Here is a 23,530-nt window from a genome sequence, read left to right on the forward strand (position 1 = left end):
TCTGCTCCTCACCAGGTCAGGGCGGGGGTGCGCACGGGGGCGTCCCACAGCTGACGGGTCTGCGGATCCAGCGGCATCAGCGTGATCGACACGCCGTGCATGTCCAGGCTCGTGACGTACGAGCCCACGAGCCAGCGCCCGACGGACAGTCCTTCGCCGCGGAGGCGATGGTGCGCCGCTCGCGCCACGAGGCTCAGCTCGAGCTGCGTGGCCGAGCCGAGGCCGTTGACCACCACGAGCAGCTCCTGCCCCTGCTCCAGGCCCAGCTGCTCGAGCAGCGGGTCGAGCAGCTGGGCCGTCAGCCCGTCGGCGTCGGTGAACTCGCCACGGCGGGCCGCGCGCTCGCCGTGGATGCCGACGCCGAGCTCGACCTCGTGGTCCGCGAGCTCGAACTGGGGGCGCCCGTCCGCCGGCGGGGTGCCCGCGGACAGCGCCAGGCTCATGGTCCGCGCCGAGGCTGCGGCGCGGCGGCCGATCTCGGCGACCTCGCTCAGCTCGGCTCCTTGCTCGGCTGCGGCCCCGCACAGCTTCTCCACGATCAGGGTGGCGGCGGTCCCCCGGCGGCCCGGTCCGCCGTCCGGGGAGTCGGTGGCCAGGTCGTCGTCGACCAGCACGATCTCGGTCTCGATGTCATCGTCGCCGGTGATCTCGTCCGCGATCCGGAAGTTCAGGACGTCGCCGGTGTAGTTCTTGACGATCTGGACGACGCCGCGGCCCGAATCGGCGGCGCGCGTGGCCTCCAGGACCTGCAGCGCGGTGGGGCTCGTGAACACGGCGCCCGCAACGGCCACGTCCAGCATGCCGCGCCCGACCATCCCCGCGTGCAGCGGCTCGTGCCCGGAGCCCCCGCCGGAGACCAGTCCGACCTTGTCCTGAGCGGGCTCGCGGCGGCGCACGCAGCGGTGCTCGGCCTCCAGCTCCAGCAGCTGCGGGTGGCTGAGCACGAGGCCCTCGAGGGCCTGCGGCACCAGCTGATCGGGCTCGTTGACGATGCTTCGGCGCATGGCCGCTCCTCACCTGAGGTGTTCTCTCGGTGCTAGGGATCCTACGGGCGGCCTCCGACGGCGCAGCGCCCGGGGAATACGACGACGGCCCCCTCTCCGCCGCCGCTGGGGCAGCCGGAGGGAGGGCCGTCGGAAGGACGCTGCGCGCTCAGCGCAGGAGGATCAGTCCAGGTAGTCGCGCAGGACCTGCGAGCGCGAGGGGTGGCGCAGCTTGGACATGGTCTTGGACTCTATCTGGCGGATCCGCTCGCGGGTCACGCCGTAGACCTTGCCGATCTCGTCCAGGGTCTTGGGCTGGCCGTCGGTGAGCCCGAAGCGCATGGCGACCACCCCTGCCTCCCGCTCGGAGAGTGTGTCGAGCACCGAGTGCAGCTGCTCCTGCAGCAGCGTGAAGCTCACGGCGTCGGCGGGCACGACGGCCTCGGAGTCCTCGATCAGGTCTCCGAACTCGGAATCGCCGTCCTCGCCCAGCGGGGTGTGCAGGGAGATGGGCTCGCGGCCGTACTTCTGGACCTCGACGACCTTCTCCGGCGTCATGTCCAGCTCCTTGGCCAGCTCCTCCGGGGTGGGCTCGCGGCCCAGGTCCTGGAGCATCTGGCGCTGGACGCGGGCCAGCTTGTTGATGACCTCGACCATGTGCACCGGGATGCGGATGGTGCGGGCCTGATCGGCCATGGCGCGGGTGATCGCCTGGCGGATCCACCAGGTGGCGTAGGTCGAGAACTTGAAGCCCTTGGTGTAGTCGAACTTCTCGACGGCGCGGATCAGGCCCAGGTTGCCCTCCTGGATCAGGTCCAGGAAGAGCATGCCGCGGCCCGTGTAGCGCTTGGCCAGGGAGACGACGAGGCGCAGGTTGGCCTCGAGCAGGTGGTTCTTGGCGCGCTTGCCGTCGTGGATGACCCAGCGCAGGGCCTTGCGGTCCTCCTTGGACAGCTTGTCCGCTTCCTCGCCCTTGTACTTGTGCTCGGCGAACAGGCCGGCCTCGATCCGCAGGGCGAGATCGACCTCCTGCTCGGCGTTGAGCAGCGCGACCTTGCCGATCTGCTTCAGGTAGTCCTTGACGGGATCGGCGGTCGCGCCCGCGGAGACAACCTGCTGCGCGGGGGCGTCGTCATCGTCGTTGTTGGACAGCACGAAGCCGCGGACCTTGTCCGACTTGGACTCGGTCTCCTTGCCCGTGGGCTTGGCGATGACCTCGGTGCCGGAGCGGGCCTTCTCGGCGTCGTCGCCCTGGACGACGACGTCCTCGCCCTCCTCCGCGGAATCATCGGCCTCATCGGCCTCATCGGCCGAGTCGAGGTCATCTCCCGAGGCGTCCTCGTACTCGTCCGCGCTGTCCTCCGGCTCGGCCTGGGCCGCCTTGCGGCGGGTGGTCTTGGGCGCGGCCTTGGCGGCGGTCTCGTCGGACTCGGCGGCCTTGGCCGCCGTCTTGCGCGTGGTCGGCTTCTTGGCGGCGGTCTTCTTGGCCGGAGTCTTCTTGGCCGGGGCCTTCACAGCCTCCTCCAGCGACTCGGTCTTGGCCTCCGCCTCAGCACCGGTCTCCGGGACCGAGGCCTTGGTGGCCGTGGAGCGGGACGCGGTCGACTTGGAGGCAGCCGACTTGGAGGCCGTGGACTTGGCGGCGCTCGACTTCGCCGCGGACGAGGTGGTCTTGCGCGCGGCGGCGGTCTTCTTGGCCGCAGTCGTCTTCTTGGCGGCGGACTTGGCCGGGGCTGCGCCCGTGGACTCCGCACCCGCGGTGTCGACCTCAGCGGGGTCGCTCGCGCTCGCAGCGGCAGCCGACTTGTTCTGGGCAGCAGGGGACAATGTTGACCTTTCCTCACTAGACGAAGCGCCCGACTCACCGTCAGAACGCCTATGACCCTGTCAAGCCCTCGGCTCGCACACACACGCGCTGCCAAGGATCCTGAAGGGCCTACCGTGGGATCCAACCAGAGGTCGCTGCCTTTTGTTCCGTGAATCGCGGATGTCGCAGATCTTTTTTCTGACATCGATGGAGCGCGCCCCACGGCTTTCGTCCGAACACCGGCAGGACTTCGGGGCTCAGCTGCGACGATGCCAGCTGCGCTGCGGATCTCCCGCCCAGCTGGGCAGCGGATGCTGGGTGCCCAGAGCGCGCAGTCGTGCCACGCCCAGGTGCCCCGGCACGGCCTCCGCAGCCAGCTCGAGCCACTGGGTCGCCCGCGTCCCCCGGGCGCGAAAGCGCTCCAGATGCGCGGTGGCCACCCACAGCCAGGCCTCGGCATCGGCACCGGCCGGCGATCCGGGCCCCGCTTCAGCGGCGCCGTGCAGCAGGTCCAGCAGCAGCTCGAGCACGCCCTCGCACTGCTCGACCCGCTCCCAGTCGGGCGTCCCGTCCCACCGGCCCTTGAGCACCTCGATCATCCAGTCGAAGTCCTCGCCGTGGCTCGACCCGTGCACCATGGCCTGCAGCTGCCACCAGGCCCTCAGGGCACGTCCGTGCTGGCCGGTGAGCACGGACACCGCGAGCGCGTCCGATCCCAGCGGATCCGCCAGGCAGACCAGCAGCTGCGCCTGCGCGGCCGAATCCAGCGCCGAGGCCCGTTCGGCGGCCGTGCCCGGGGAGCGCTCATCGAGCAGGCGCTGCCAGGCCTCCAGGGAGTCGGCCACCTGGGGTCCGACGTCGCGGTGGAGGCACTGGGCGGCACCAGGTCCGGCCGCGCCGCGGCGCAGGCTCCATCGCCGCTGGAACTCTCGGACCAGGCCCCGGCAGTCCTCTACCCGCAGCTCGCTGCGCTCCGGCTCGGCGCGGACGGACCGAGCCGGGGCCGGCTCGTCGACCGTGCTTCCGGTGACCACCAGCGCCGTCCACACCGCGCTCGAGCGGATCTCCTGCACGTCGCGGCCGATCCGGGGCTCGGAGTCCTCCAGATCGAACCACTGCCGCGGCCCCACCTCCCAGCACCCGACGATGCTGTGCCCGGACAGGGCCGCGGCCTCCCCCACGGCGTCGACGACCTGCTCGCACTGCCGCGCGTCCAGGGAGGATCCGTCGGTGAACAGTGCCAGGTAGAGGCGGTCGCCCACCGGATCGTGCTCCAGCAGGCGGCACAGCTCGGCGATCCACTCGAGCAGCGTGAGCTCATCGGCGAGCACCCGCTCCTCGGGCAGGTCCACGCGCAGGCACGGGCCGGGCTCCGAATCGGTCGAGGTCAGCAGCACCGCCGAGCGCTTGGGCCACTGCCCCAGCGTGTGCGGCATGATCGCGAGGATGTCCGCGGCGGTGCGCGCCACGGGCGTGAACGGGTCGCGGCCGACGTCCTGCCCGGAGTCGGCGCGGGAGGAGGGAGTGGGATCGCTGTGCGCGGCGTCTGTGCTCATGGGCCCAGCGTCGCCGTCGGGGCCGGCCACCGGGTCCGGAAGCCGACGACCGTGGAGATCCCGCCCCGCGTGGCTGCGCAGACGGAGGCTGTGGAGCCCTCAGACCGCGCTGGCGCCGTACTTGCTGCGGACCCGGCGGGTGAACAGCAGGCAGAAGGCCGAGCCCACGGCCGTCACCAGCAGCTGCGTGGCCATGGCCACTCGGAACGACGCCGGCGAGTACAGCTCGTCGGTGATCCCCAGCGCCAGCTGCAGATCCAGCGCGGCACCGATGAGGAAGATCGCGATCAGGGCCGCCACGAAGCCGCCGACATTCGCGATCCCGGTGGCGGTGCCGGCCCGGCGCACGGGGATGAACGACTGGATCACGTTGAAGGCGAGCATGGAGGCCGGCAGCGAGATCGCGATCAGCACGACCGCTGCGGCCACCACCAGGAACGGCGCATGCCCGGGCCACAGCAGCAGCACGAGCCACGCGGCCGCACCCAGTCCGATGATGGTGAAGGACAGGCGCATCCGGCGATCGGGCGCACGCGAGACGATCCCGCCGAGCACGAGGCCCACGACGATGTTGGCCAGCACGAAGAACGTCATGACGAACGACGCCTCCCCCATCGACAGGCCCTGGGCGTGCTGCAGATAGGGGTAGCCCCACATCAGTCCGAAGACGTTGCCGGTGAACTGGATCGTGAAGTGCAGCCAGAACGCGAGTCCGACGGAGGGATCGCGCAGGCAGCGCTGCACCTGGATGCGCACCCTGCGCAGGGTCGTGGGCCGCTCGCTGCGGGCCGAGCCCTCCGGGGAGTCGCGCAGGAAGGCCAGCACGAGGACCAGCGTCAGCACGGACAGTCCTGCCATCGACAGGAACGACGGCACCCATCCGGCCGCCGAGAGCAGCAGGCTGAACGGCACGACCGACAGCAGCTGGCCCAGGTTGCCGACCGCGCCGACGGCCATGGTGACCATGGGCGAATAGCGCAGCGAGAACCACGCCGGGACGATCTTCAGCACGCACACGAAGGTCATGGCATCGCCGGCGCCGACGAACACGCGAGCCAGAACGCCCACGCTGATCGACTCGGCCACGGCCAGGATGAGCTGTCCGACGATCATCAGCCCGGCGCCGATGGCGACCATCCGCCGGCTGCCCAGCCGATCGACCAGCACGCCGACGGGGATCTGCATGCCGGCGTAGATCAGCACCTGCAGCATCGTGAACAGGGACAGCTCGGAGGCCGCGGCGCCGAAGCGGTCCGCGGCCTGGGTCGAGGCCACCCCGAAGCTCGTCCGCTGCGCCACGGCGATCATGTAGGCGAAGACGCCCACCCCCATGACGAGGAAGGCTGTGCGCGAGTCGCGCTGCGGGAGGGGACGACCAGACGCAGCGCCCGTCACAGGTCGTCAGACTCCGAGCGCTGCGCCAGGAAGGCCTCGGCGGCCGCCCCGATCTCATCGGCATCGGGCAGCTCGTCGGCGTCTCCGGCCAGCAGGGAGCGCGGCTGCGCGCCCTCGACGGCCTCGTCGTAGCGCTGCTCGAGCTGGGAGATCACGGCCTGGATCTCCGGCGACTCGGCCACCTGCTCCTCGATGCGCTGCAGGGCATCGCGGGAGTCGTCGCGCAGGGCGTCGGTGGGCAGGGTCAGGGCCGTGGCCGCGGAAAAGTGCTCGAACGCAGTCACCGCGATCTGCGGCAGGACGGCTTCGGCCATGTACTGCGGGACGTGCACCGAGAAGCCCACGTGGTCGATTGCGGCCTCGGCAAGGCGGATCTCGAGCTGCTGGGCGACCGAGGAGCTCATCTCGATGATCGGCAGCTTGGAGAAGCCCGAGCCCACCAGATCCGTGCGCGAGCCGTGCGGGGTCACCAGGAAGGGTCGGGTGTGCGGAACGGGCATGGGGAATCCCGTGACGTCGGTGACGATCGAGGTCTCCATGCGCTGCACGAGGTCCATGACCGCGTCCAGGAAGCGCTCCCAGTGCAGGTCCGGCTCCGGCCCGGAGAGCACCGTGAAGTGCTGGCCCAGAGGGTCCGTCACCAGGTGCAGGGCCAGCTCCGGGCCCTCGATGCGCTCGAAGTGGTCCTGGACGAAGCGCACGTGCGGGCGCCGGGCCCGGTAGTCGTGCAGCTGGTCGGAGTCGAACCTGGCCAGGACCTCCGAGGGCAGTCCCCCCAGCAGGGTCTCGCGGACCTGCTCGGCCAGGTGCCCCGCATCGGCGTAGCCGGACAGGGCCACGATCATGGGAGCGCCGTGCAGCCGGGGGTCATCGAGCAGGCTCCCGTTCGCCATGTACAGCTCGGATGCATCAGCCACAGTTGCTCCTCCATCGACGTGCCGTGCGCCGCGCCCCTCCACGGGCACGGGCGCTTCAGCAGGATGCAACGGCCCCGCAGGCGTTTTCTATTCCGTGCGACGGCCGAGCCACCAGTCTCGCACCCATGAGGAGCAGCGCCCATTCGCCGTGCCCCGTCCGAGGCGCCCGCTACCCTCGAGCACATGACGCAGCGGCTGGACGCTCCGGCCCCGCTCCGGGCATATCGCCCGGAGGCGGGCCAAGCGCACCGCACCGCTGCAGGAACCGATCCCCGCCCCGATCGCGCGCCGCGCGCCGATCACCCTCCAGAGGAATGAGGACAGTCCATGGCCCGCACCCCCTCCAGCTCTCCCGCCCGCCGACGCCCCGGCGCCGAGACCCCGCCCGCGCTCATCGACCTCGTCCCCTCGGGCGGGCTGAGCCTGACCAGCAGCACCAAGAAGCTGTCCTCCCTGTCCGCGGACGCTCTGGTGCTCGGCGTGGAGAAGACCCCCGATGGCCCCGTCGTGGCCCTGCCGCTGGAGGCCAAGGGCCTTCCCGCCGATCTGCAGCTGCAGGCGGAGGCGCTGCGCGTCTCCGGCGCCGCAGATGAGGTCCGCACCCTGCCGGCCCCGTCGGGCTCGGCCTGGCCGGTCATCGTGCTGAGCGGGCTGGGCGACGGCCGCGAGACCGACTCGCGCGCCGAGTCGCTGCGCCGCGCCGCCGGTGCGGCCGCACGCGCCCTGACCGGTCGCGAGCACGCCGTGTTCGCTCTGCCGGCCCAGGACGTGGCAGAGGCCGCCGCCGTGGCCGAGGGCGCGGCGCTGGGCGCCTTCACGTTCACCGCCCAGAAGCACGCGACCCGCAAGCCCAGCGACTCCCCACTGCGCCGTGCCACGATCGCCGCGGCGGGCCTTCCCGCGGACGAGCTGGCTCCCGCTCTGACCCGCGCGGAGAACCTGGGGCGGGCCGTAGCACTGTCGCGCACACTGACCGATCTGTCCCCGGACACGGTGTATCCGCACAGCTTCGCCGAGCTGGCCCGCGATCTCGCGGCCGCGACCTCCACCGGGGCCAAGGGCCGGCTCTCGGTCGAGGTCCTGGCCGAGGACGAGCTCGCCGCCGGCGGCTACGGCGGCCTGATAGGCGTGGGCCAGGGAGCGGCGCACCCGCCGCGCCTGGTGCGCATCGGCTGGGAGCCGGCCAAGCCCGTCGACCATGTGGCGCTGGTGGGCAAGGGCATCACGTTCGACTCCGGCGGCCTGTCGCTGAAGCCCGGGGCATCCATGATGACCATGAAGTCGGACATGTCAGGGGCCGCCACCGTGCTGGCCACGGTGCTGGCCGCCGCCGAGGCAGGGCTTCCCGTGGCCACCACGGGCTGGCTGTGCCTGGCCGAGAACATGCCCTCGGGCACCGCCACCCGCCCCGGCGACGTCCTGCGCATCCGCGGCGGGCGCACCGTCGAGGTCCTGAACACCGACGCCGAGGGCCGACTGGTGCTGGCCGACGGCCTCGTCGCCGCCCGCGAGGAGGATCCGGGCCTGCTCATCGACGTCGCCACGCTGACGGGTGCTCAGATGATCGCCCTCGGCAAGCGCACCGCGGGAGTCATGGGCGATGACGATGCCGTCGAGGCGCTGCTGTCGGCCTCGGTCGACTCGGGCGAGTCCCTGTGGCCCATGCCGCTGCCGCATCACCTGCGCGCCTCGCTGGACTCGCACGTCGCCGATCTGAAGAACATCGGCGACCGCGAGGGCGGGATGCTGGTGGCCGGGCTGTTCCTGCAGGAGTTCGGCGGCGCCGAGCACACCGACTCGGCCGATGACCTGCGCCCCGAGGGCCCTGCCGGCCCCTGGGCGCACCTGGACATCGCCGGACCGTCGTTCAACGAGGACTCCCCGTGGGGCTATACCCCTCGTCAGGGCACGGGCATGGGCCTGCTGACCCTGTTCCGGACCCTCGAGCTCGTGGCCGGACGACCGGTCTGAGCAGACTCGAGCACGCTCGCGGTGTGAGCAGTGCCGCACGGCCGGCCTCCGGGCAGGCTGTGCGGCACGGTCGTCACCCGCATGGCGCGCGCGTGCGACGGGGCTAGACTGACGAACAGAACCGAGGCCTCTGCACGGCATGTCAGGGGCACGCACGGCGACGACGCCGGGCGCACGTGGAACAGATCGCAAGGGAGCGTCATCCGTGGCAGACAACGAATTCGACATCCTGGTGCTCGGCGGAGGCTCCGCCGGTTACGCCGCAGCTCTTCGCGGAGTCCAGCTGGGCTTCAGCGTCGCACTGATCGAGAAGTCCAAGCTGGGCGGCACCTGCCTGCACTGGGGCTGCATCCCCACCAAGGCGTACCTGCACTCGGCCGAGCTGGCCACCGAGGCCCAGAACTCGGAGAAGTACGGCGTGAGCATCGGCGAGGTCTCCGTCGACATGGCCAAGGTGCGCGAGTACAAGGACAGCATCGTCGCCGGCAAGTACAAGGGCCTGCAGGGACTCATGAAGTCCAAGAAGGTCACCGTCGTGGACGGCTTCGGCAAGCTCACCGGTGAGAACACCATCGACGTCGACGGCACCACCTACACCGGCAAGCACATCATCCTGGCCTCGGGCTCCTACTCGAAGACCATGGGCATCGAGATCCGCGATCGGGTCATGACCTCCACCGAGGCCCTCGAGATCGACTGGACCCCCAAGTCCGCGATCGTGCTGGGCGGCGGCGTCATCGGCTCCGAGTTCGCCTCCATGTGGAACTCCTTCGGCGTGGACGTCACCGTCATCGAGGGCCTGGATCACCTGGTCCCCAACGAGGACCCCGCCATCATCAAGAACCTCGAGAAGGAGTTCAAGAAGAAGGGCATCAAGACCAACCTGGGCACCTTCTTCGAGAAGGTCGAGCAGGACGACAACGGTGCCAAGGTCACCCTCGCCGACGGCAAGGTCTTCGAGGCCGACGTCGTCCTGGTCGCCGTGGGCCGCGCCCCGCGCACCGAGGACATGGGCTACGAGGACCTCGGGATCCCCATGGACCGCGGCTTCGTCACCCCGAACGAGCGCCTGCACACCGGCGTGGGCAACATCTACGCGATCGGCGACATCGTCCCGGGCGTGCAGCTGGCCCACCGCGGCTACCAGCAGGGCCGCTTCGTGGCCGAGGAGATCGCGGGCCTGAACCCGATCCCCGTCGAGGACATCAACGTCCCCAAGGTCACCTTCACCGAGCCGGAGATCTCGTCGGTGGGCTACACCCAGCCCAAGGCCGAGGAGAAGTTCGGCAAGGAGAACATCGAGACCTTCGAGTACAACCTGCTCGGCAACGGCAAGTCCTCGATCCTGGGCACCGGCGGCATCATCAAGCTGGTCCGCGAGAAGGACGGCCCGATCGTCGGCTTCCACGCGATCGGCAAGCGCATCTCGGAGCAGATCGGCGAGGGCCAGCTCATCGTCAACTGGGAGGCCTACCCGGAGGACGTCGCGCAGTTCGTCCACGCGCACCCCACCCAGAACGAGGCCCTCGGCGAGGCCGCCATGGGCCTGGCGGGCATCCCGCTGCACGGCTGATCAGGCCACCTCGGCCGGCGACGCTGCTGACAGCGTCGCCGGCCGATCACCAGCACTGCATCGACCTGACGTCAGAAAGAGAATCTGAACATGTCTGAAACCGTGAACCTTCCTGCACTCGGTGAGTCCGTGACCGAGGGCACCGTGACCCGCTGGCTCAAGGAGGTCGGCGACGAGGTGGCCGTCGACGAGGCCATCGTCGAGATCTCGACCGACAAGGTGGACACCGAGGTCCCCTCCCCGGTCGCCGGTGTGATCGAGGAGATCCTGGTCCAGGAGGACGAGGACGTCGAGGTCGGCGCTCCGCTGGTCGTCATCGGCGACGGCTCCGGCTCCGGCAGCTCCGACGACTCCAGCGACTCCGCGGATGACTCCGCCGAGAAGGAGGAGCCGAAGGCTGAGGAGAAGTCCGAGGAGAAGCCCGCCGAGGAGGCTCCGAAGGCCGAGGCCAAGAAGTCCTCCGGCGGCTCCGGCACCGAGGTCGCCCTGCCCGCCCTGGGCGAATCCGTGACCGAGGGCACCGTGACCCGCTGGCTCAAGGAGATCGGCGAGGAGATCGCCGTCGACGAGCCCCTCCTCGAGGTCTCCACCGACAAGGTCGACACCGAGGTCCCCTCCCCGGTGGCCGGCACCCTGCTCGAGATCCGCGTCCAGGAGGACGAGGACGCCGAGGTCGGCCAGGTCCTGGCCGTGATCGGCGACGCAGACGCCGCCGAGTCCTCCGACGACTCCAGCGACTCCGCGGATGACTCCGCCGAGAAGGAGGAGCCGAAGGCTGAGGAGAAGTCCGAGGAGAAGCCCGCCGAGGAGGCTCCGAAGGCCGAGGCCAAGAAGTCCTCCGGCGGCTCCGGCACCGAGGTCGCCCTGCCCGCCCTGGGCGAATCCGTGACCGAGGGCACCGTGACCCGCTGGCTCAAGGAGATCGGCGAGGAGATCGCCGTCGACGAGCCCCTCCTCGAGGTCTCCACCGACAAGGTCGACACCGAGGTCCCCTCCCCGGTGGCCGGCACCCTGCTCGAGATCCGCGTCCAGGAGGACGAGGACGCCGAGGTCGGCCAGGTCCTGGCCGTGATCGGCGACGCAGACGCCGCCGAGTCCTCCGCCGACTCCTCGGATGACTCCTCCGATCAGGGCAAGAGCGAGGAGAAGTCCGCCGAGGAGATCGAGGACGCCGCGACGTCGTCGTCGACCCCCGAGGCCACCGACGAGGCCGCCGAGGACAAGACCTCCGGCGAGGCCAAGAAGGACGAGAAGTCCGCTCAGGACCAGAGGTCCGAGAAGGCGCAGGCCGCCAAGACCGAGCCCGCGCAGCAGAAGGCTCCGAGGCAGGAATCCTCCGCGGCCTCCGGCTCCGGTGAGGCCTCCGGCTACGTCACCCCGCTCGTGCGCAAGCTCGCACGCGAGAAGGGCGTGGACCTCGCCTCCGTGAAGGGCACCGGCGTGGGTGGTCGCATCCGCAAGCAGGACGTTCTGGCCGCTGCGGAGTCGGGCGCCCAGTCCCCGGCCTCCTCCGGCTCGACCCAGCAGGGTGGTGCGCAGATCGCCGACAACGGCGAGCCGACCACCATCCAGCCCGTCTCGGACAAGCGCGGCACCACGGAGAAGGCACCGCGCATCCGCATGACGATCGCCAAGCGCATGCGCGAGTCGCTGCAGGAGTCCGCTCAGCTGACGCAGGTCACCGAGGTCGACATGACCCGCGTGGCCGCTCTGCGGAACAAGGCCAAGGCCCCGTTCCAGGAGAAGCACGGCGCCAAGCTGACCTACCTCCCCTTCTTCGCCCAGGCCGTGGCCGAGGGGCTCAAGGCCAACCCGGCCCTGAACGCCACGTTCAAGGAGGACGAGAAGGAGATCGTCTACAACGGCTCCGAGAACCTGGCGATCGCCGTGGACACCCCGCGCGGTCTGCTGGTCCCGGTCATCAAGGAGGCTGGCGACATGCAGCTTCCGGGCCTGGCCCAGAACATCGCCGACCTCGGCTCCCGCGGTCGCGACGGCTCGCTCAGCCCTGACGACCTGAGCGGCGGCACCTTCACGATCACGAACCTGGGCTCCTTCGGCGCGCTGTTCGACACCCCGATCATCAACCAGCCCCAGGTCGCCATCCTGGGCACGGGCACGATCGTGAAGCGCCCCATGGTCATCCAGGACGCCGACGGCAACGACGTCGTGGCCATCCGCCACATGTGCTACCTGTCGCTGACCTACGACCACCGCATCGTGGACGGCGCCGACGCCGGCCGCTTCCTCCAGGGCCTCAAGGCCCGCCTGGAGGAGGGCCGCTTCGAGGGCTCGCTCGGCCTGTGAGCTGAGTTCGCCCCCGCTCGGCAGCGCGTCGAGCGAGCGTCTCCTGCAAGGCCCCGCGCCGTCCCACGGTGCGGGGCCTTCCCGCATCGCGACGGGTGGCTGAGATCACCGGCTGCCTCGAGGAATCGGTGACAGGGTGTCGTCAAACTGCGGTTAGTGTGGATTCCATGGCATTCGTGTACTCCCTCCTGGTCCTCGTCCATCTCTTCGGCGCCGCCGTGATCATCGGCACCTGGATCGCCACGTTCCGCAAGCCGACGGTGACCGGCTGGCAGTTCTGGTCGTCCGTGGCCATGCTCGTCTCCGGTCTGCTCCTGATGGGGCTGCTCGAGATGGGGGACGGCCCCGTGAACCACCTCAAGCTCACTATCAAGCTGATCATCGCCATCGCGGTCTTCGCCGCGGCCCTGATCGGTCGCCGGAAGATCGCCAAGGGCGAACCGGTCTCGACCGGCATCGCCCACGGCGTGGGCGGCTCGGCCCTGATCAACATGGTGATCGCCGTCCTCTGGTGAGCCGCACGCGGGCACACGAGCCCCGCTGAGCAGTGCACCCGTGAGCCGGGACCGAGCAGATCGGTCCCGGCTCGCCGTCATCACAGGGTCGCCGCCGCCTCCGGCTCGAGGCGATCTCGGGCCTCCGGCATCTCCGGCTCACATCGGCGTGACGTCGAAGAGGCGCCAGGCGCCGTCGTCGCCTGCCACCATCTCGATGCTCACGTCCTGGCGCAGCGTGGTCTCACCGGCGGCCTCCGGATCCAGGCCGCTGCCCGTGGCCTCCACCGTGCCGGTGACCGTGGCGGTTCGCTCGGGTGGACTGGCTTCGGCGCGGGCGGCGCTCGGGTCCGAGGCCGACGGCTGCGCATCGGCGAGCGCCATCTGCAGGTCCTCGAACGCTCCCGACGATCTCGCCTGGTCCAGGGTCTCCAGGTCATCGGCCAGATCGGCCGCTTCCGGGAGGTAGACCGATTCCAGCAGGTCGCGATCTCCCGTGCGCAGCGCATCGGCTCGCAAGGCGATCAGCGCGGCCGCGGCGTACTCCGGACTGTGCTGAGCGCTCACGGCTTCCGGCTCGGTCGCCGCTCCGGTCTCGGACGAGACGGACTCCCCCGGTGCTGCCTGCGTCGGGTCGTCGCCGCCGGCAGCCGGCTGGTCTCCGACAGCAGCGCCCGGAACCTGCTCGGCCGAGCCGACGGCGCTGGGGATCTCGTCTGGCGGCCCGGTGACGACCTGCCACCCGGCCAGGGCAGCGGCACCGATCACGACCGCGGCCGCTCCGGCGAGCACGCGACGCGGGCGTCGCGACTCCTCAGACGAGGCGGCTGACGGACGCGCACGACCTCGGGCCGGACGAGCCCTGCCCCGGTCCGCACGATCGCTGCTCACGAGCTGAGGCCCGCCGCCCCTGCCCTCCTCCCCGCCACCGCCGGTGTGCTGGGCACCGCCGTCACCTCGTCGAGTGCTTCCTCGAAGACTTCGAGCGCTGCGCCGCCATCTCTCCGGCTCACGTGCCTCGGCGCGCAGCAGCCGGACGGTGGGATCATCGCGCTCCTGTCCTTTCGGGAGGGGCTCGGCTTCATCTGGGGACAGAGGGCCGAAGTCGCCCGCGCCCTTCGCCGCAATCGGTCCCCCGACAGCGGGCCGGACCATCCGCGTCACGTCGGCAGGCCCGGCCCCTGTGGGGCCGGAGCGCGCTGGCTCATCCCCTGCCGCCTCGGCCTCCGTCGGCTCGAACCCCGCCGAGTACGACGCTGCAGGTCGCAGCAGCAGCTCCAGCTCCGAGGCCGTGAGCATCCCTGAGCCGGTGGCCATCCCGGTACCGGCACGAGCCGTCGACCCGGCGCGCTCCCCCGTCCCGGCTGAGCCCTCCCCCTCCTGCTGAGCCGCCCGGTCGAGCACGAGGTCCAGGGCGTCAGCGGCTTCCGGATCGAGCAGCGGGTGGGTGCTGCGCAGCGGCGCACGAGTGCGCGCAGCGCTGGGGCGTCGCCCGGTGAGCACCGTGACAGCGGCCGAGGCGAGCAGGACCACGTCGGCGCGGCTGAGCCGCGCCAGCTCAGCCCCAGCCGCCGTGTGCGCGCCGGAGGACGGAGAGACCAGCAGCGCCCACCCTCCGTCACCGGACCTGAGCACGTCCTGCAGCCGCAGACGCCCGAGCACTGCGCCGGAGGAGTGCAGCTGCCGCAGGGCGAGAGCGAGATCGGCTGCCATGCGCACGGTCTCATCCTGCTCGACCATCCCGGAAGCCTCCAGCAGGCTGGCAAAGGATTCACCGAGGTCGTCGGGCCCGGAGTAGAGCACGGCGGTGCCGTTGTCGATCACCGCCCTCGGGAGCACGAGCCGCTCGCTGTCCAGGTCTGCAAGTGCGTCCACGAGCTCGGCCCAGTCAGAGGCGTCGTGCGCGTCCGCCAGCGCGAGCCGTCCGAAGGACTCTCCGGTCTGCAGGTGCGTGAGCCGCTGCCCGCCGGCCGGCGCCCACGGGCCATCGAAGCGCAGAAGCTCCCGGAACGGATCGTGGTCCTGAGCGGTGCCCGTCTGGTTCTCGTCCATGCGCCCAGCATGCTGTCAGCGAAAGGGCGTCTCGAGTTATCCACATCCGAGCACCAGGCGTACCCTGGTGACATGTCCCTTTCCATCGAGTCTCTCGGCATGGCTCCGGACCTGGTTCCGTACCGACCCGCGCTGGAGCTGCAGCGGATCGTCCACGGCGACGTCGTCGCGGGCACCCGGGCCAACACGGTCCTGCTGTGCGAGCACGAGCCGGTCTACACGGCAGGTCGGCGAGCCGCCGCCGAGGAGTACCCCACGGATGGGACCGAAGTGGTCGAGATCGGCCGCGGAGGCAAGATCACCTGGCACGGCCCCGGGATGCTCGTGGTCTACCCGATCATGAAGCTGACCACCCCGATCGACGTCGTGAAGTTCGTGCGGAACATGGAGCAGCTCGTGCTGTCCGTGCTGCGACGGCTCGGGCTGGAGGCCGTCACGGTCGAGGGCCGCTCCGGAGCCTGGATCCTCGCCGACGAGCGCGGCGGCGATCGCAAGATCTCGGCGATCGGCGTGCAGGTCTCCAAGCGCACCACCATGCACGGCATCGCGATCAACTGCAGCAACGACCTCGAGGCGTTCCGCAGCATCATCCCGTGCGGGATCTCGGACGCCGGCGTGACCACGATCAGCCGCGAACTCGGCCGGACCGTGACGCCGTCGGAGGTCAAGGACCTCGTGATCGACGAGCTGATCCTCCGCGAGGCCGATCTGTGCGAGGTCTCCGAGATCCCCGCAGATGCCGCACCCCTGCCCTGGCCCGCCGCGAGCGCGGCCTGAGACGCATCAGCCCGCGCCACCGCGCGGACCGAGCACCGACAGACTGACCCGGTCCTCACCCAGGACAACAGACGAGGAGAACGCCGATGACCATCGCCCCCGAAGGCCGCCGCCTGCTGCGCGTCGAAGCCCGCAATGCCGAGGTCCCGGTCGAGAAGAAGCCGGACTGGCTCAAGAACACCGCGCGCACCGGTCCGGAGTACACCAAGCTGAAGTCCATGGCCCGCAGCCAGGGCCTGCACACGGTGTGCGAGGAGGCCGGCTGCCCCAACATCTACGAGTGCTGGGAGGACCGCGAGGCCTCGTTCCTCATCGGCGGCTCGGTGTGCACCCGTCGCTGCGACTTCTGCGACATCTCCACCGGCCGTCCCGAGCCCCTGGACCCGGAGGAGCCCCGCAAGGTCGCGGAGTCCATCCGCGACCTCGACCTGCGCTACGCGACCGTCACCGGCGTGGCCCGCGATGACCAGGAGGACGGCGCGTCGTGGCTCTACGCGGAGACCATCCGCGCCGTGCACGAGATCTCCCCGAACACGGGCATGGAGATCCTGATCCCCGACTTCAAGGGCCGCCCCGAGTCCCTGCAGGAGGTCGTCGACGCCCAGCCGGAGGTCTTCGCCCACAACCTGGAGACCGTGCCGCGCATCTTCAAGAAGATCCGCCCGGCCTTCACCTACGAGCGCTCCCTCGAGGTCCTGAACTTCGCCAAGGACCAGGACCTGATCACCAAGTCCAACCTGATCCTGGGCATGGGCGAGACGGACGAGGAGATCTACGAGGCGCTGTGCGACCTGCGCGACTCCGGCTGCGACATCATCACCCTCACGCAGTACCTCCGCCCGTCCAAGCTCTTCCACCCGATCGACCGCTGGGTCAAGCCCGAGCAGTTCGTGGAGTACAGCGAGATGGCCGAGGAGATCGGCTTCCTGGGCGTCATGGCCGGGCCCATGGTCCGCTCCTCCTACCGCTCCGGGCGCCTGTGGGCCCGGGCCATGAAGAAGCTCGACCGCGAGATCCCCGAGCACCTGGCCCACATCACCGATGAGGGCTCCGCCGCGCAGGAGGCCTCGACCCTCATGGCCAAGCTCGGCCGCTGAGTCCGAGCCGCCGGTGCCTGCAGCGCACCGTCGGTCCGGCAAGGGCCCGCCGACGCATCGCGTCGGGCGGGCCCTTGCCGCCTCCCTCAGCCGCTAGACTGGCCCCGCTCCGCCGCCCCTCGCCGACCAGCGTCTCGACCGGGCGGCCACCCGCAGCATCCCGACCACGAGGAACCATCCGTGTCTGATCGCACTCCCTCCCGCAGCAAGGGCGCCTCCGCTGCCGATCCCAAGGCCGCCAAGGCCAAGGCCAAGCAGGAGCAGCGCGAGGCCAAGGCCAAGCGGAAGGCCGAGCGCGGTCCCGGGCCCTTCGCCCAGATCAAGCAGGTCTTCCAGATCACCAAGGAGCAGGACCCGAACATCACCCTCAAGCTCATCGCCCTCGGGCTGGGCGTGCTGGTGGTCTTCCTGCTGCTGGGCCTGCTGCTCAACAACTGGATCACCTGGCTGCTGATCGGCATCCCGTTCGCCATCCTGCTGTGCTTCTGGTTCCTGTCCCGACGGGCGGAGAAGGCCGCCTTCGCCCGCATCGAGGATCAGCCGGGCGCCACGGGCGCGGCTCTGTCCACGCTGCGCCGCGGCTGGATCGTCGAGGAGCAGCCGGTGCAGATCGATCCGCGCAATCGCGACCTGGTCTTCCGCGCCATCGGCCGCCCCGGTGTGGTGCTGGTGACCGAGGGCCCCACCGGCCGCGCCCGCAAGCTCGCCGAGAAGGAGCGCCGCCGCGTGGGACCGCGCGTGCGCAATGTCCCGATCCACATCATCGCCGCCGGCCAGCGTGAGGATCAGGTGCCGCTGAACCAGGTCTCCAAGCACATCCGCAAGCTGGAGAACAAGCTGACCAAGCAGGAGGTCTCGGCGGTGCACCAGCGCCTGTCGACCCTGCGCTCCGACCAGCTGCCGATCCCCAAGGGCGTGGACCCCATGCGCGCCCGCCCCGATCACAAGGCGCTGCGCGGCCGCTGATCCCGCTCCGAACGCGCGAAGAGGCCCCGGATGTCACCGACGTCCGGGGCCTCTTCGCGTGGTCGGGCTCAGCGGATGCGCACCAGCACCGTGCCGATCAGGCGATCGTTGAGCCCGCGCTGGTCGCGGTCCATGATCAGCGCCGGGATCACCAGGGCGAGGAGCACGGTGCGCACGAATGCCCTGGCGAAGCCGATCGGGCGGCCATCGAGGGTCTGGACCTGCATCCCCAAGACCAGGTGGCCCACCGAGTGGCCCATGAACCCCACCGCCAGGATCGTGAGCACCAGCCAGATCCCGGTGATGCCGAGGTTGACCCACTCGTAGGGCAGCAGCGCCCAGGCCAGCGCCACCGCGATGCCCCAGTCGATGCACAGGCCTCCCACGCGGCGGATCAGGCTGGGAATCGAGCCGGGCCCGTCCTGGGGTCGCCCCAGACCCTGTCCCGGGTAGCCCGTCTCTGCGTCGGCAGGGGCGCTGGGGCGGCGGACGTCGTCGTGCTCGGTCATCCGCTCAGCCTACCGGGGCAGCCGCGGCGGCTCCGGCGGATCCTGCGCGCTTCGGGCGTGCTCGGAGGATCGGCCGATAGGATGAGATCCGAAACACCCGCGAAACACGAGGGTCACGGCTGGGCAACGGCGCCTCCGTAGGGTCGAAGACGATCCGCTAGGGGCTCGGCCCGTCGTGCGGAAGACCGCTGACAGGGCGGCCGCCCCACACCATGAAGGAGTACGCAGTGTTCAAGACAGCAGAAGAGGTCCTCGCTTTCATCAAGGAGGAGGACGTCGTCTTCGTCGACATCCGGTTCACCGACATGCCGGGGGTCCAGCAGCACTTCAACCTCCCCGCCAAGGCCGTGGATGACGACTTCTTCGTGAACGGGCAGCTCTTCGACGGCTCCTCGATCCGTGGGTTCGCTGGAATCGCCGAGTCCGACATGCAGCTCATCCCGGATGTGGCCACCGCCTTCCTGGACCCGTACCGCATCGAGAAGACGCTCAACGTCACCTGCTCGATCGTCAACCCCCGCACCGGCGAGCCCTACCACCGCGACCCCCGCGGCGTGGCCGAGCGCGCCGAGGCCTACATGCGCTCCACCGGGATCGCGGACACGGCGAACTTCGCCCCCGAGGCCGAGTTCTTCATCTTCGAGGACGTCCGCTACGACGTCCAGCCGCAGGGCTCCTTCTACGCCGTGGATTCCGACGAGGCCCCGTGGAACACCGGGCGCCGTGAGGAGGGCGGCAACCTGGCCAACAAGACGTCCCTGAAGGGCGGCTACTTCCCCGTCTCCCCCACGGACAAGCAGGCCGATCTGCGCGATGCCATCTCCGTGACCCTGGATGAGGTCGGCCTGGAGGTCGAGCGCGCCCACCACGAGGTCGGCGCTTCCGGTCAGGCGGAGATCAACTACCGCTTCGACACCCTGACCCATGCGGCAGACGACCTGCAGAAGTTCAAGTACGTCGTGAAGAACACCGCAGAGGCCTGGGGCAAGACCGCCACTTTCATGCCCAAGCCGGTCTTCAACGACAACGGCTCCGGCATGCACTGCCACCAGTCGCTGTGGAAGAACGGCGAGCCGCTGTTCTACGACGAGAAGGGCTATGCCGGGCTCTCCGACCTGGCTCGGTGGTACATCGGCGGGCTGCTCGAGCACTCCTCGGCCGTGCTGGCCTTCACCAACCCCACGGTGAACTCCTACCGCCGCCTGGTGAAGGGCTTCGAGGCCCCGGTCAACATGGTCTACTCGCAGGGCAACCGCTCCGCCGGCATCCGCATCCCGATCACCGGCACCAACCCCAAGGCCAAGCGCCTGGAGTTCCGCGCCCCGGATCCCTCCTGCAACCCGTACCTGGCCTTCGCCGCGCAGCTGATGGCCGGCCTGGACGGCATCCGCAACCGCATCGAGCCGGCGGATCCGATCGACAAGGACCTCTACGAGCTGCCGCCCGAGGAGGCCAAGGACATCAAGAAGGCTCCGGGCTCGCTCGAGGAGGCGCTGCAGGCGCTGGAGGAGGACCACGAGTTCCTGCTGCAGGGCGATGTCTTCACCGAGGACACTCTGTCCTCCTGGATCGAGTACAAGCGCGAGATCGAGCTCAAGCCGCTCTCGCTCGTCCCGCACCCGCTCGAGTTCCAGCTCTACTACGGAGTCTGATCCCTCAGCAGCACCACGGCAGGGGCCGCGATCGTCGAGGCGATCGCGGCCCCTGTTGCTTTCTGCGAACGAGCCGGCGCATCAGCTGCTGCTGAGGACCCCGCGGGCCCGACGGCCGACGGAGCTAGGCCCTCTCCGACGATCGGGTGCGGTCTGCTCAGAGGCCGTAGAACAGCCGCTCGAAGACAGCGCGGGCCTGGCGCGTGGTGCGAAGGTAGTCATCCTCGAGCAGCTCGGAGCTGCCCGGCGGATAGCCGCACCACCGCGCGACGGCCTCCATGTCCTGGCCCGCCGAGGGCAGCACGTCCGAGGCCCGGCCGGTGCGCAGCACGTTGCCGTTGCGGATGGCCGTGCACAGCTTCCAGGCCTTGGCCAGGGCGTGGGCGTCCTCCGAGTCCATCAGCTCGGCCTGCACCGCGGCCTCGAGCCCGTCCAGGGTGGAGGTGGTGCGCAGGCCGGGATGCTGGTGGGCGTGCTGCAGCTGCAGGGTCTGCACGAGCCATTCGACGTCCGAGAGACCCCCGCGACCCAGCTTCACATGCCGGGACGGGTCGGCACCGCGCGGCAGGCGCTCGTTCTCCACCCGAGCCTTCATGCGTCGGATCTCATTGAGCTGGCGCTCGGTGAGCTCCGCCGGGTAGCGGTAGGGATCGATCAGCTCGGTGAACCGCTCAGCGAGCAGATCCGACCCCGCCATGGGCCGGGCTCGGGTGAGCGCCTGGAACTCCCAAGTGTCCGCCCAGCGGCTGTAGTACTCGGCGTAGGACTCCAGCGACCGGACCATGGGGCCGGAGCGCCCCTCGGGACGCAGATCGTTGTCGATCTCCAGCACGCGCTCGGCCACGATCGGCGGGTCGCAGGGCCGCTTGAGCAGCTGGACCATCCGCTCGATCACCCGCGCCGCCTGCTCCCCCGGTTGCTGCGGCGGTGCATCCTCGGCGGCGGCGTCGGAGTCCGGGGCGTCATCGGAGGCCGCAGCCTCGTCGGAGGCGCCCGACAGTGCATCGTCGGATTCCGCGGTGTCGTCGGTGCTCGCGCCCTCCACGGCATCGGCCGCCCCGGGGGCCGCGGCATCGTCCGGTCGGGAGATCAGCCCGAGCTCATCGCGGCCAGGATGCTCGTGGCCGTCTTCGGAGGGGACGTAGACGTAGAGGACATCGGCGTCGGAGCCGTAGCCGATCTCGCGACCGCCCTGGCGCCCCATGGCGACCACGAGGATGTCGGCTGCCCAGGGCACTCCCTGCTCGCGATGCAGCTCCCGCTCGGCGGAGTACAGGGCACCGAGCACCGCAGCGCGGTCGATGTCCGACAGCGCCGCGACGACCTGCTGGACATCGATCAGCCCGGCGGTGTCGGCCAGCGCCACGCGCAGCGACTCCCTGCGCCGCATCAGTCGGATCATGCGCACTGCGGACTCGGCATCCGGGTGACGGCCCATCTGCGCGTGCGTCTCCGCCCACAATGTGGCGAAGGTCCGGGGCTTGAGCTCGGCGTCCGTGCCCAGCCACGCGGTGGCCTCCGGCAGCGTCTCGAGCATGTCCGAGATGTAGCGCGAGGAGGAGAGCACGTGGCACAGGCGCTGCGCCCCGGTGTTGGAATCGCGCAGCATCCGCAGGTACCAGGGCGAGGTGCCCAGCTCCTCCGACACTCGCCGGAAGCCGAGCAACCCGGCATCCGGATCGACGCCTTCGGCGAACCACTCGAGCAGCACCGGAAGCAGCGTGCGCAGGATGCTAGCCCGGCGGCTGACGCCCCGAGTGAGCGCCTCGAGGTGACGATGGGCAGCCTTGGGGTCGCGGTAGCCCAGCGCCTTGAGGCGGTCTCGGACCTGGTCCTGGTTCAGCTCGACGCCCTCGAAGGAGGTGTTGGTGATCGCGGCCAGCAGCGGGCGGTAGAAGATCCGCTCGTGCATGCCGCGCACGGCCCTGCGCGTCTTGTGCCAGCGCTCCATCAGGTCGTCGCCGCCGGTGCGGGCACCCGCCCCGGGCGGGTGCATGGCGGCGGCGATCACGGCCAGCTCCGCGGTGGAGGTGGGCATCAGGTGGGTGCGACGCATGCGGAAGAGCTGGATGCGATGCTCGAGCAGGCGCAGCCACCGGTACTGGGCGCCGAACTCCTCGGCGTCCTCACGGCCGATGTACCCGGCGTTGGCCAGGGCCGCCAGGGAGTCCGTGGTGGCACGGGTGCGCACGGACTCGTCGCCGCGGCCGTGCACCAGCTGCAGCAGCTGGACGGTGAACTCGACGTCGCGCAGGCCGCCGGGGCCGAGCTTGATCTGGCGGTCCCGCTCCTCGGAGGGGATGTTGTCCATGACGCGCCGGCGCATGGCCTGCACCGAGGACACGAAGCCCTCGCGCTGGCTCGACTCCCACACCATGGGCGAGATCGCCTCGGAGTAGCGCCGGCCGAGCTCCTGGTCCCCCGCCATGGGCCGGGCCTTGAGCAGCGCCTGGAACTCCCAGGACTTGGCCCACTTGCGGTAGTAGCGCACGTGGGAGTCCAGTGTGCGCGACAGAGGCCCGTCCTTGCCCTCGGGGCGCAGGTTGGCGTCGAGTTCCCACAGCGGGGCCTCCGGGCCGTTGGACATCACGGCTCGAGCGGTCCCGCTGGCCAGGGCCGTGGCCAGCACGGCTGCGCGGTCGTCGTCGATCGGCAAGTGGCCGTCCTCGCCGCCAAACGGGTCGACGATGTCGTGGACGTAGACGACGTCCACGTCAGAGATGTAGTTCAGCTCCCTGGCCCCGCACTTGCCCATCCCGATGACGCTGAGCCGGATGCGCTCGAGCTCCTCCGGGTCCGCCTGGGTGGACCCGCTGCCGGCGTGGATCTCGCCTCGGGAGACGGCCAGCGCGGCCTCGATGGCCGCTGCGGCCAGATCCGCGAGCTGCCGCCCGACGGCCGGCAGGTGATCAACGGGATCGGCGGCGCCCAGATCGCCCAGGGCGATGCGGATGAGCTGGCGGCGGTACTCGACGCGCAGGGCTGCCGCGCCGTCGTCGCCGACGGACTGCGCGACGGGCGTGTCCGCCTCCGGGTCGGCGCCCACGCTGCGCAGGAGGCTCGAGCGCAGCTCGTCGGCGGAGATCTCCTCCGGCTCGGGGTCGAGGGGACCATCGAGCAGGTCCAGGTGCTGCGGGTGCGACTCGAGGAAGCCGCCGAGGGCCTCGGAGCAGCCCAGCAGGCGGATCAGCGTCTGCGCCTGCTGCGGGTCCTTCAGACGGGCAGCGGCCCGGGGCTCGGCCTCGATCAGTCGCACCAGGCAGCGCACGGCGGCGTCCGGGCAGCCGGTCTGCTCGAGCTGCCCGAGCAGGGGCTCGAGCTCCACGCCCTTCAGCTCGCCGAAGCCGAGCCAGCGCCGGGCCGTGCGCACGTCGTCGAACCCGGTCTTGACCAGGCGCCGGTCCGCGAGCTTCTCGAGCGCCTCCGGAAGGGCGGTGGGAGCGTCCTGTTCCTGGCTCATGTGCGAGCGCTTTC

General features: G+C 70.4%; 16 protein-coding genes. 8 read left to right on the forward strand and 8 right to left on the reverse strand.

Annotated features, from left to right (window positions below):
* Positions 1-8: 8 nt before the first annotated feature.
* The 5 genes from RF645_RS09560 to RF645_RS09580 form a co-directional block, all read right to left on the reverse strand.
* On the reverse strand, positions 9-1,004 hold the full coding sequence (locus RF645_RS09560) for a dihydroxyacetone kinase subunit DhaK (protein ID WP_368818975.1): 996 nt from the start codon (positions 1,002-1,004) through the stop codon (positions 9-11).
* Between the two features lie 162 nt (positions 1,005-1,166).
* Entirely contained in the window at positions 1,167-2,810 is a 1,644-nt protein-coding gene (locus RF645_RS09565) for an RNA polymerase sigma factor (RefSeq protein WP_368818976.1), read from the reverse strand.
* Positions 2,811-3,047: 237 nt separating this feature from the next.
* Entirely contained in the window at positions 3,048-4,346 is a 1,299-nt protein-coding gene (locus tag RF645_RS09570) for a hypothetical protein (RefSeq protein WP_368818977.1), read from the reverse strand.
* A gap of 99 nt (positions 4,347-4,445) precedes the next feature.
* Positions 4,446-5,678, reverse strand: a complete 1,233-nt coding sequence (locus RF645_RS09575; protein ID WP_368818978.1) for a nitrate/nitrite transporter — start codon at positions 5,676-5,678, stop codon at positions 4,446-4,448.
* 59 nt (positions 5,679-5,737) lie between these two features.
* Positions 5,738-6,658 (reverse strand): PAC2 family protein, encoded by a 921-nt coding sequence (locus tag RF645_RS09580; protein WP_058872202.1) that lies wholly within the window; start codon positions 6,656-6,658, stop codon positions 5,738-5,740.
* A gap of 327 nt (positions 6,659-6,985) precedes the next feature.
* On the opposite strand from RF645_RS09580, the gene RF645_RS09585 reads away from it, so the two are divergent.
* The 4 genes from RF645_RS09585 (at position 6,986) to RF645_RS09600 (ending at position 13,024) form a co-directional block, all read left to right on the forward strand.
* The gene (locus tag RF645_RS09585; protein WP_082677059.1) at positions 6,986-8,629 is read left to right on the forward strand and encodes a leucyl aminopeptidase; all 1,644 of its coding nucleotides are present in this window, start codon (positions 6,986-6,988) and stop codon (positions 8,627-8,629) included.
* Positions 8,630-8,834: 205 nt separating this feature from the next.
* Positions 8,835-10,202 (forward strand): dihydrolipoyl dehydrogenase, encoded by a 1,368-nt coding sequence (gene lpdA, locus RF645_RS09590; RefSeq protein ID WP_006214864.1) that lies wholly within the window; start codon positions 8,835-8,837, stop codon positions 10,200-10,202.
* Positions 10,203-10,292: 90 nt separating this feature from the next.
* The gene (gene sucB / locus RF645_RS09595; protein WP_368818979.1) at positions 10,293-12,509 is read left to right on the forward strand and encodes a 2-oxoglutarate dehydrogenase, E2 component, dihydrolipoamide succinyltransferase; all 2,217 of its coding nucleotides are present in this window, start codon (positions 10,293-10,295) and stop codon (positions 12,507-12,509) included.
* Between the two features lie 167 nt (positions 12,510-12,676).
* On the forward strand, positions 12,677-13,024 hold the full coding sequence (locus tag RF645_RS09600; RefSeq protein ID WP_006214862.1) for a hypothetical protein: 348 nt from the start codon (positions 12,677-12,679) through the stop codon (positions 13,022-13,024).
* Between the two features lie 138 nt (positions 13,025-13,162).
* Here the strand turns inward: RF645_RS09600 and RF645_RS09605 are convergent, their stop codons facing one another.
* Positions 13,163-15,055: a hypothetical protein gene (locus RF645_RS09605; protein WP_058872200.1), complete on the reverse strand. Its 1,893-nt coding sequence runs from the start codon at positions 15,053-15,055 to the stop codon at positions 13,163-13,165.
* A gap of 72 nt (positions 15,056-15,127) precedes the next feature.
* Here RF645_RS09605 and lipB point away from each other — a divergent pair, with 72 nt between their 5' ends.
* From lipB to RF645_RS09620, 3 genes are all read left to right on the forward strand, one after another.
* Positions 15,128-15,832 (forward strand): lipoyl(octanoyl) transferase LipB, encoded by a 705-nt coding sequence (gene lipB / locus RF645_RS09610; protein WP_024290309.1) that lies wholly within the window; start codon positions 15,128-15,130, stop codon positions 15,830-15,832.
* An 86-nt stretch (positions 15,833-15,918) separates the two neighbouring features.
* On the forward strand, positions 15,919-16,929 hold the full coding sequence (gene lipA / locus RF645_RS09615) for a lipoyl synthase (RefSeq protein WP_006214859.1): 1,011 nt from the start codon (positions 15,919-15,921) through the stop codon (positions 16,927-16,929).
* Between the two features lie 180 nt (positions 16,930-17,109).
* Positions 17,110-17,895: a DUF4191 domain-containing protein gene (locus RF645_RS09620; protein WP_368818980.1), complete on the forward strand. Its 786-nt coding sequence runs from the start codon at positions 17,110-17,112 to the stop codon at positions 17,893-17,895.
* A gap of 68 nt (positions 17,896-17,963) precedes the next feature.
* On the opposite strand, the gene RF645_RS09625 is transcribed toward RF645_RS09620, so the two are convergent.
* Positions 17,964-18,404 (reverse strand): RDD family protein, encoded by a 441-nt coding sequence (locus RF645_RS09625; RefSeq protein ID WP_053447494.1) that lies wholly within the window; start codon positions 18,402-18,404, stop codon positions 17,964-17,966.
* Between the two features lie 227 nt (positions 18,405-18,631).
* Here RF645_RS09625 and glnA point away from each other — a divergent pair, with 227 nt between their 5' ends.
* Positions 18,632-20,056 carry a type I glutamate--ammonia ligase gene (glnA, locus tag RF645_RS09630; RefSeq protein WP_058872199.1) on the forward strand — a complete coding sequence of 475 codons (1,425 nt, stop codon included), beginning with the start codon at positions 18,632-18,634 and terminating at the stop codon, positions 20,054-20,056.
* Between the two features lie 157 nt (positions 20,057-20,213).
* On the opposite strand, the gene RF645_RS09635 is transcribed toward glnA, so the two are convergent.
* The gene (locus tag RF645_RS09635) at positions 20,214-23,516 is read right to left on the reverse strand and encodes a bifunctional [glutamine synthetase] adenylyltransferase/[glutamine synthetase]-adenylyl-L-tyrosine phosphorylase (RefSeq protein WP_368818981.1); all 3,303 of its coding nucleotides are present in this window, start codon (positions 23,514-23,516) and stop codon (positions 20,214-20,216) included.
* Positions 23,517-23,530: the final 14 nt, after the last annotated feature.

This window comes from Kocuria sp. CPCC 205260, from assembly GCF_040981045.1.
GTDB classification, from domain to species: domain Bacteria; phylum Actinomycetota; class Actinomycetes; order Actinomycetales; family Micrococcaceae; genus Kocuria; species Kocuria palustris.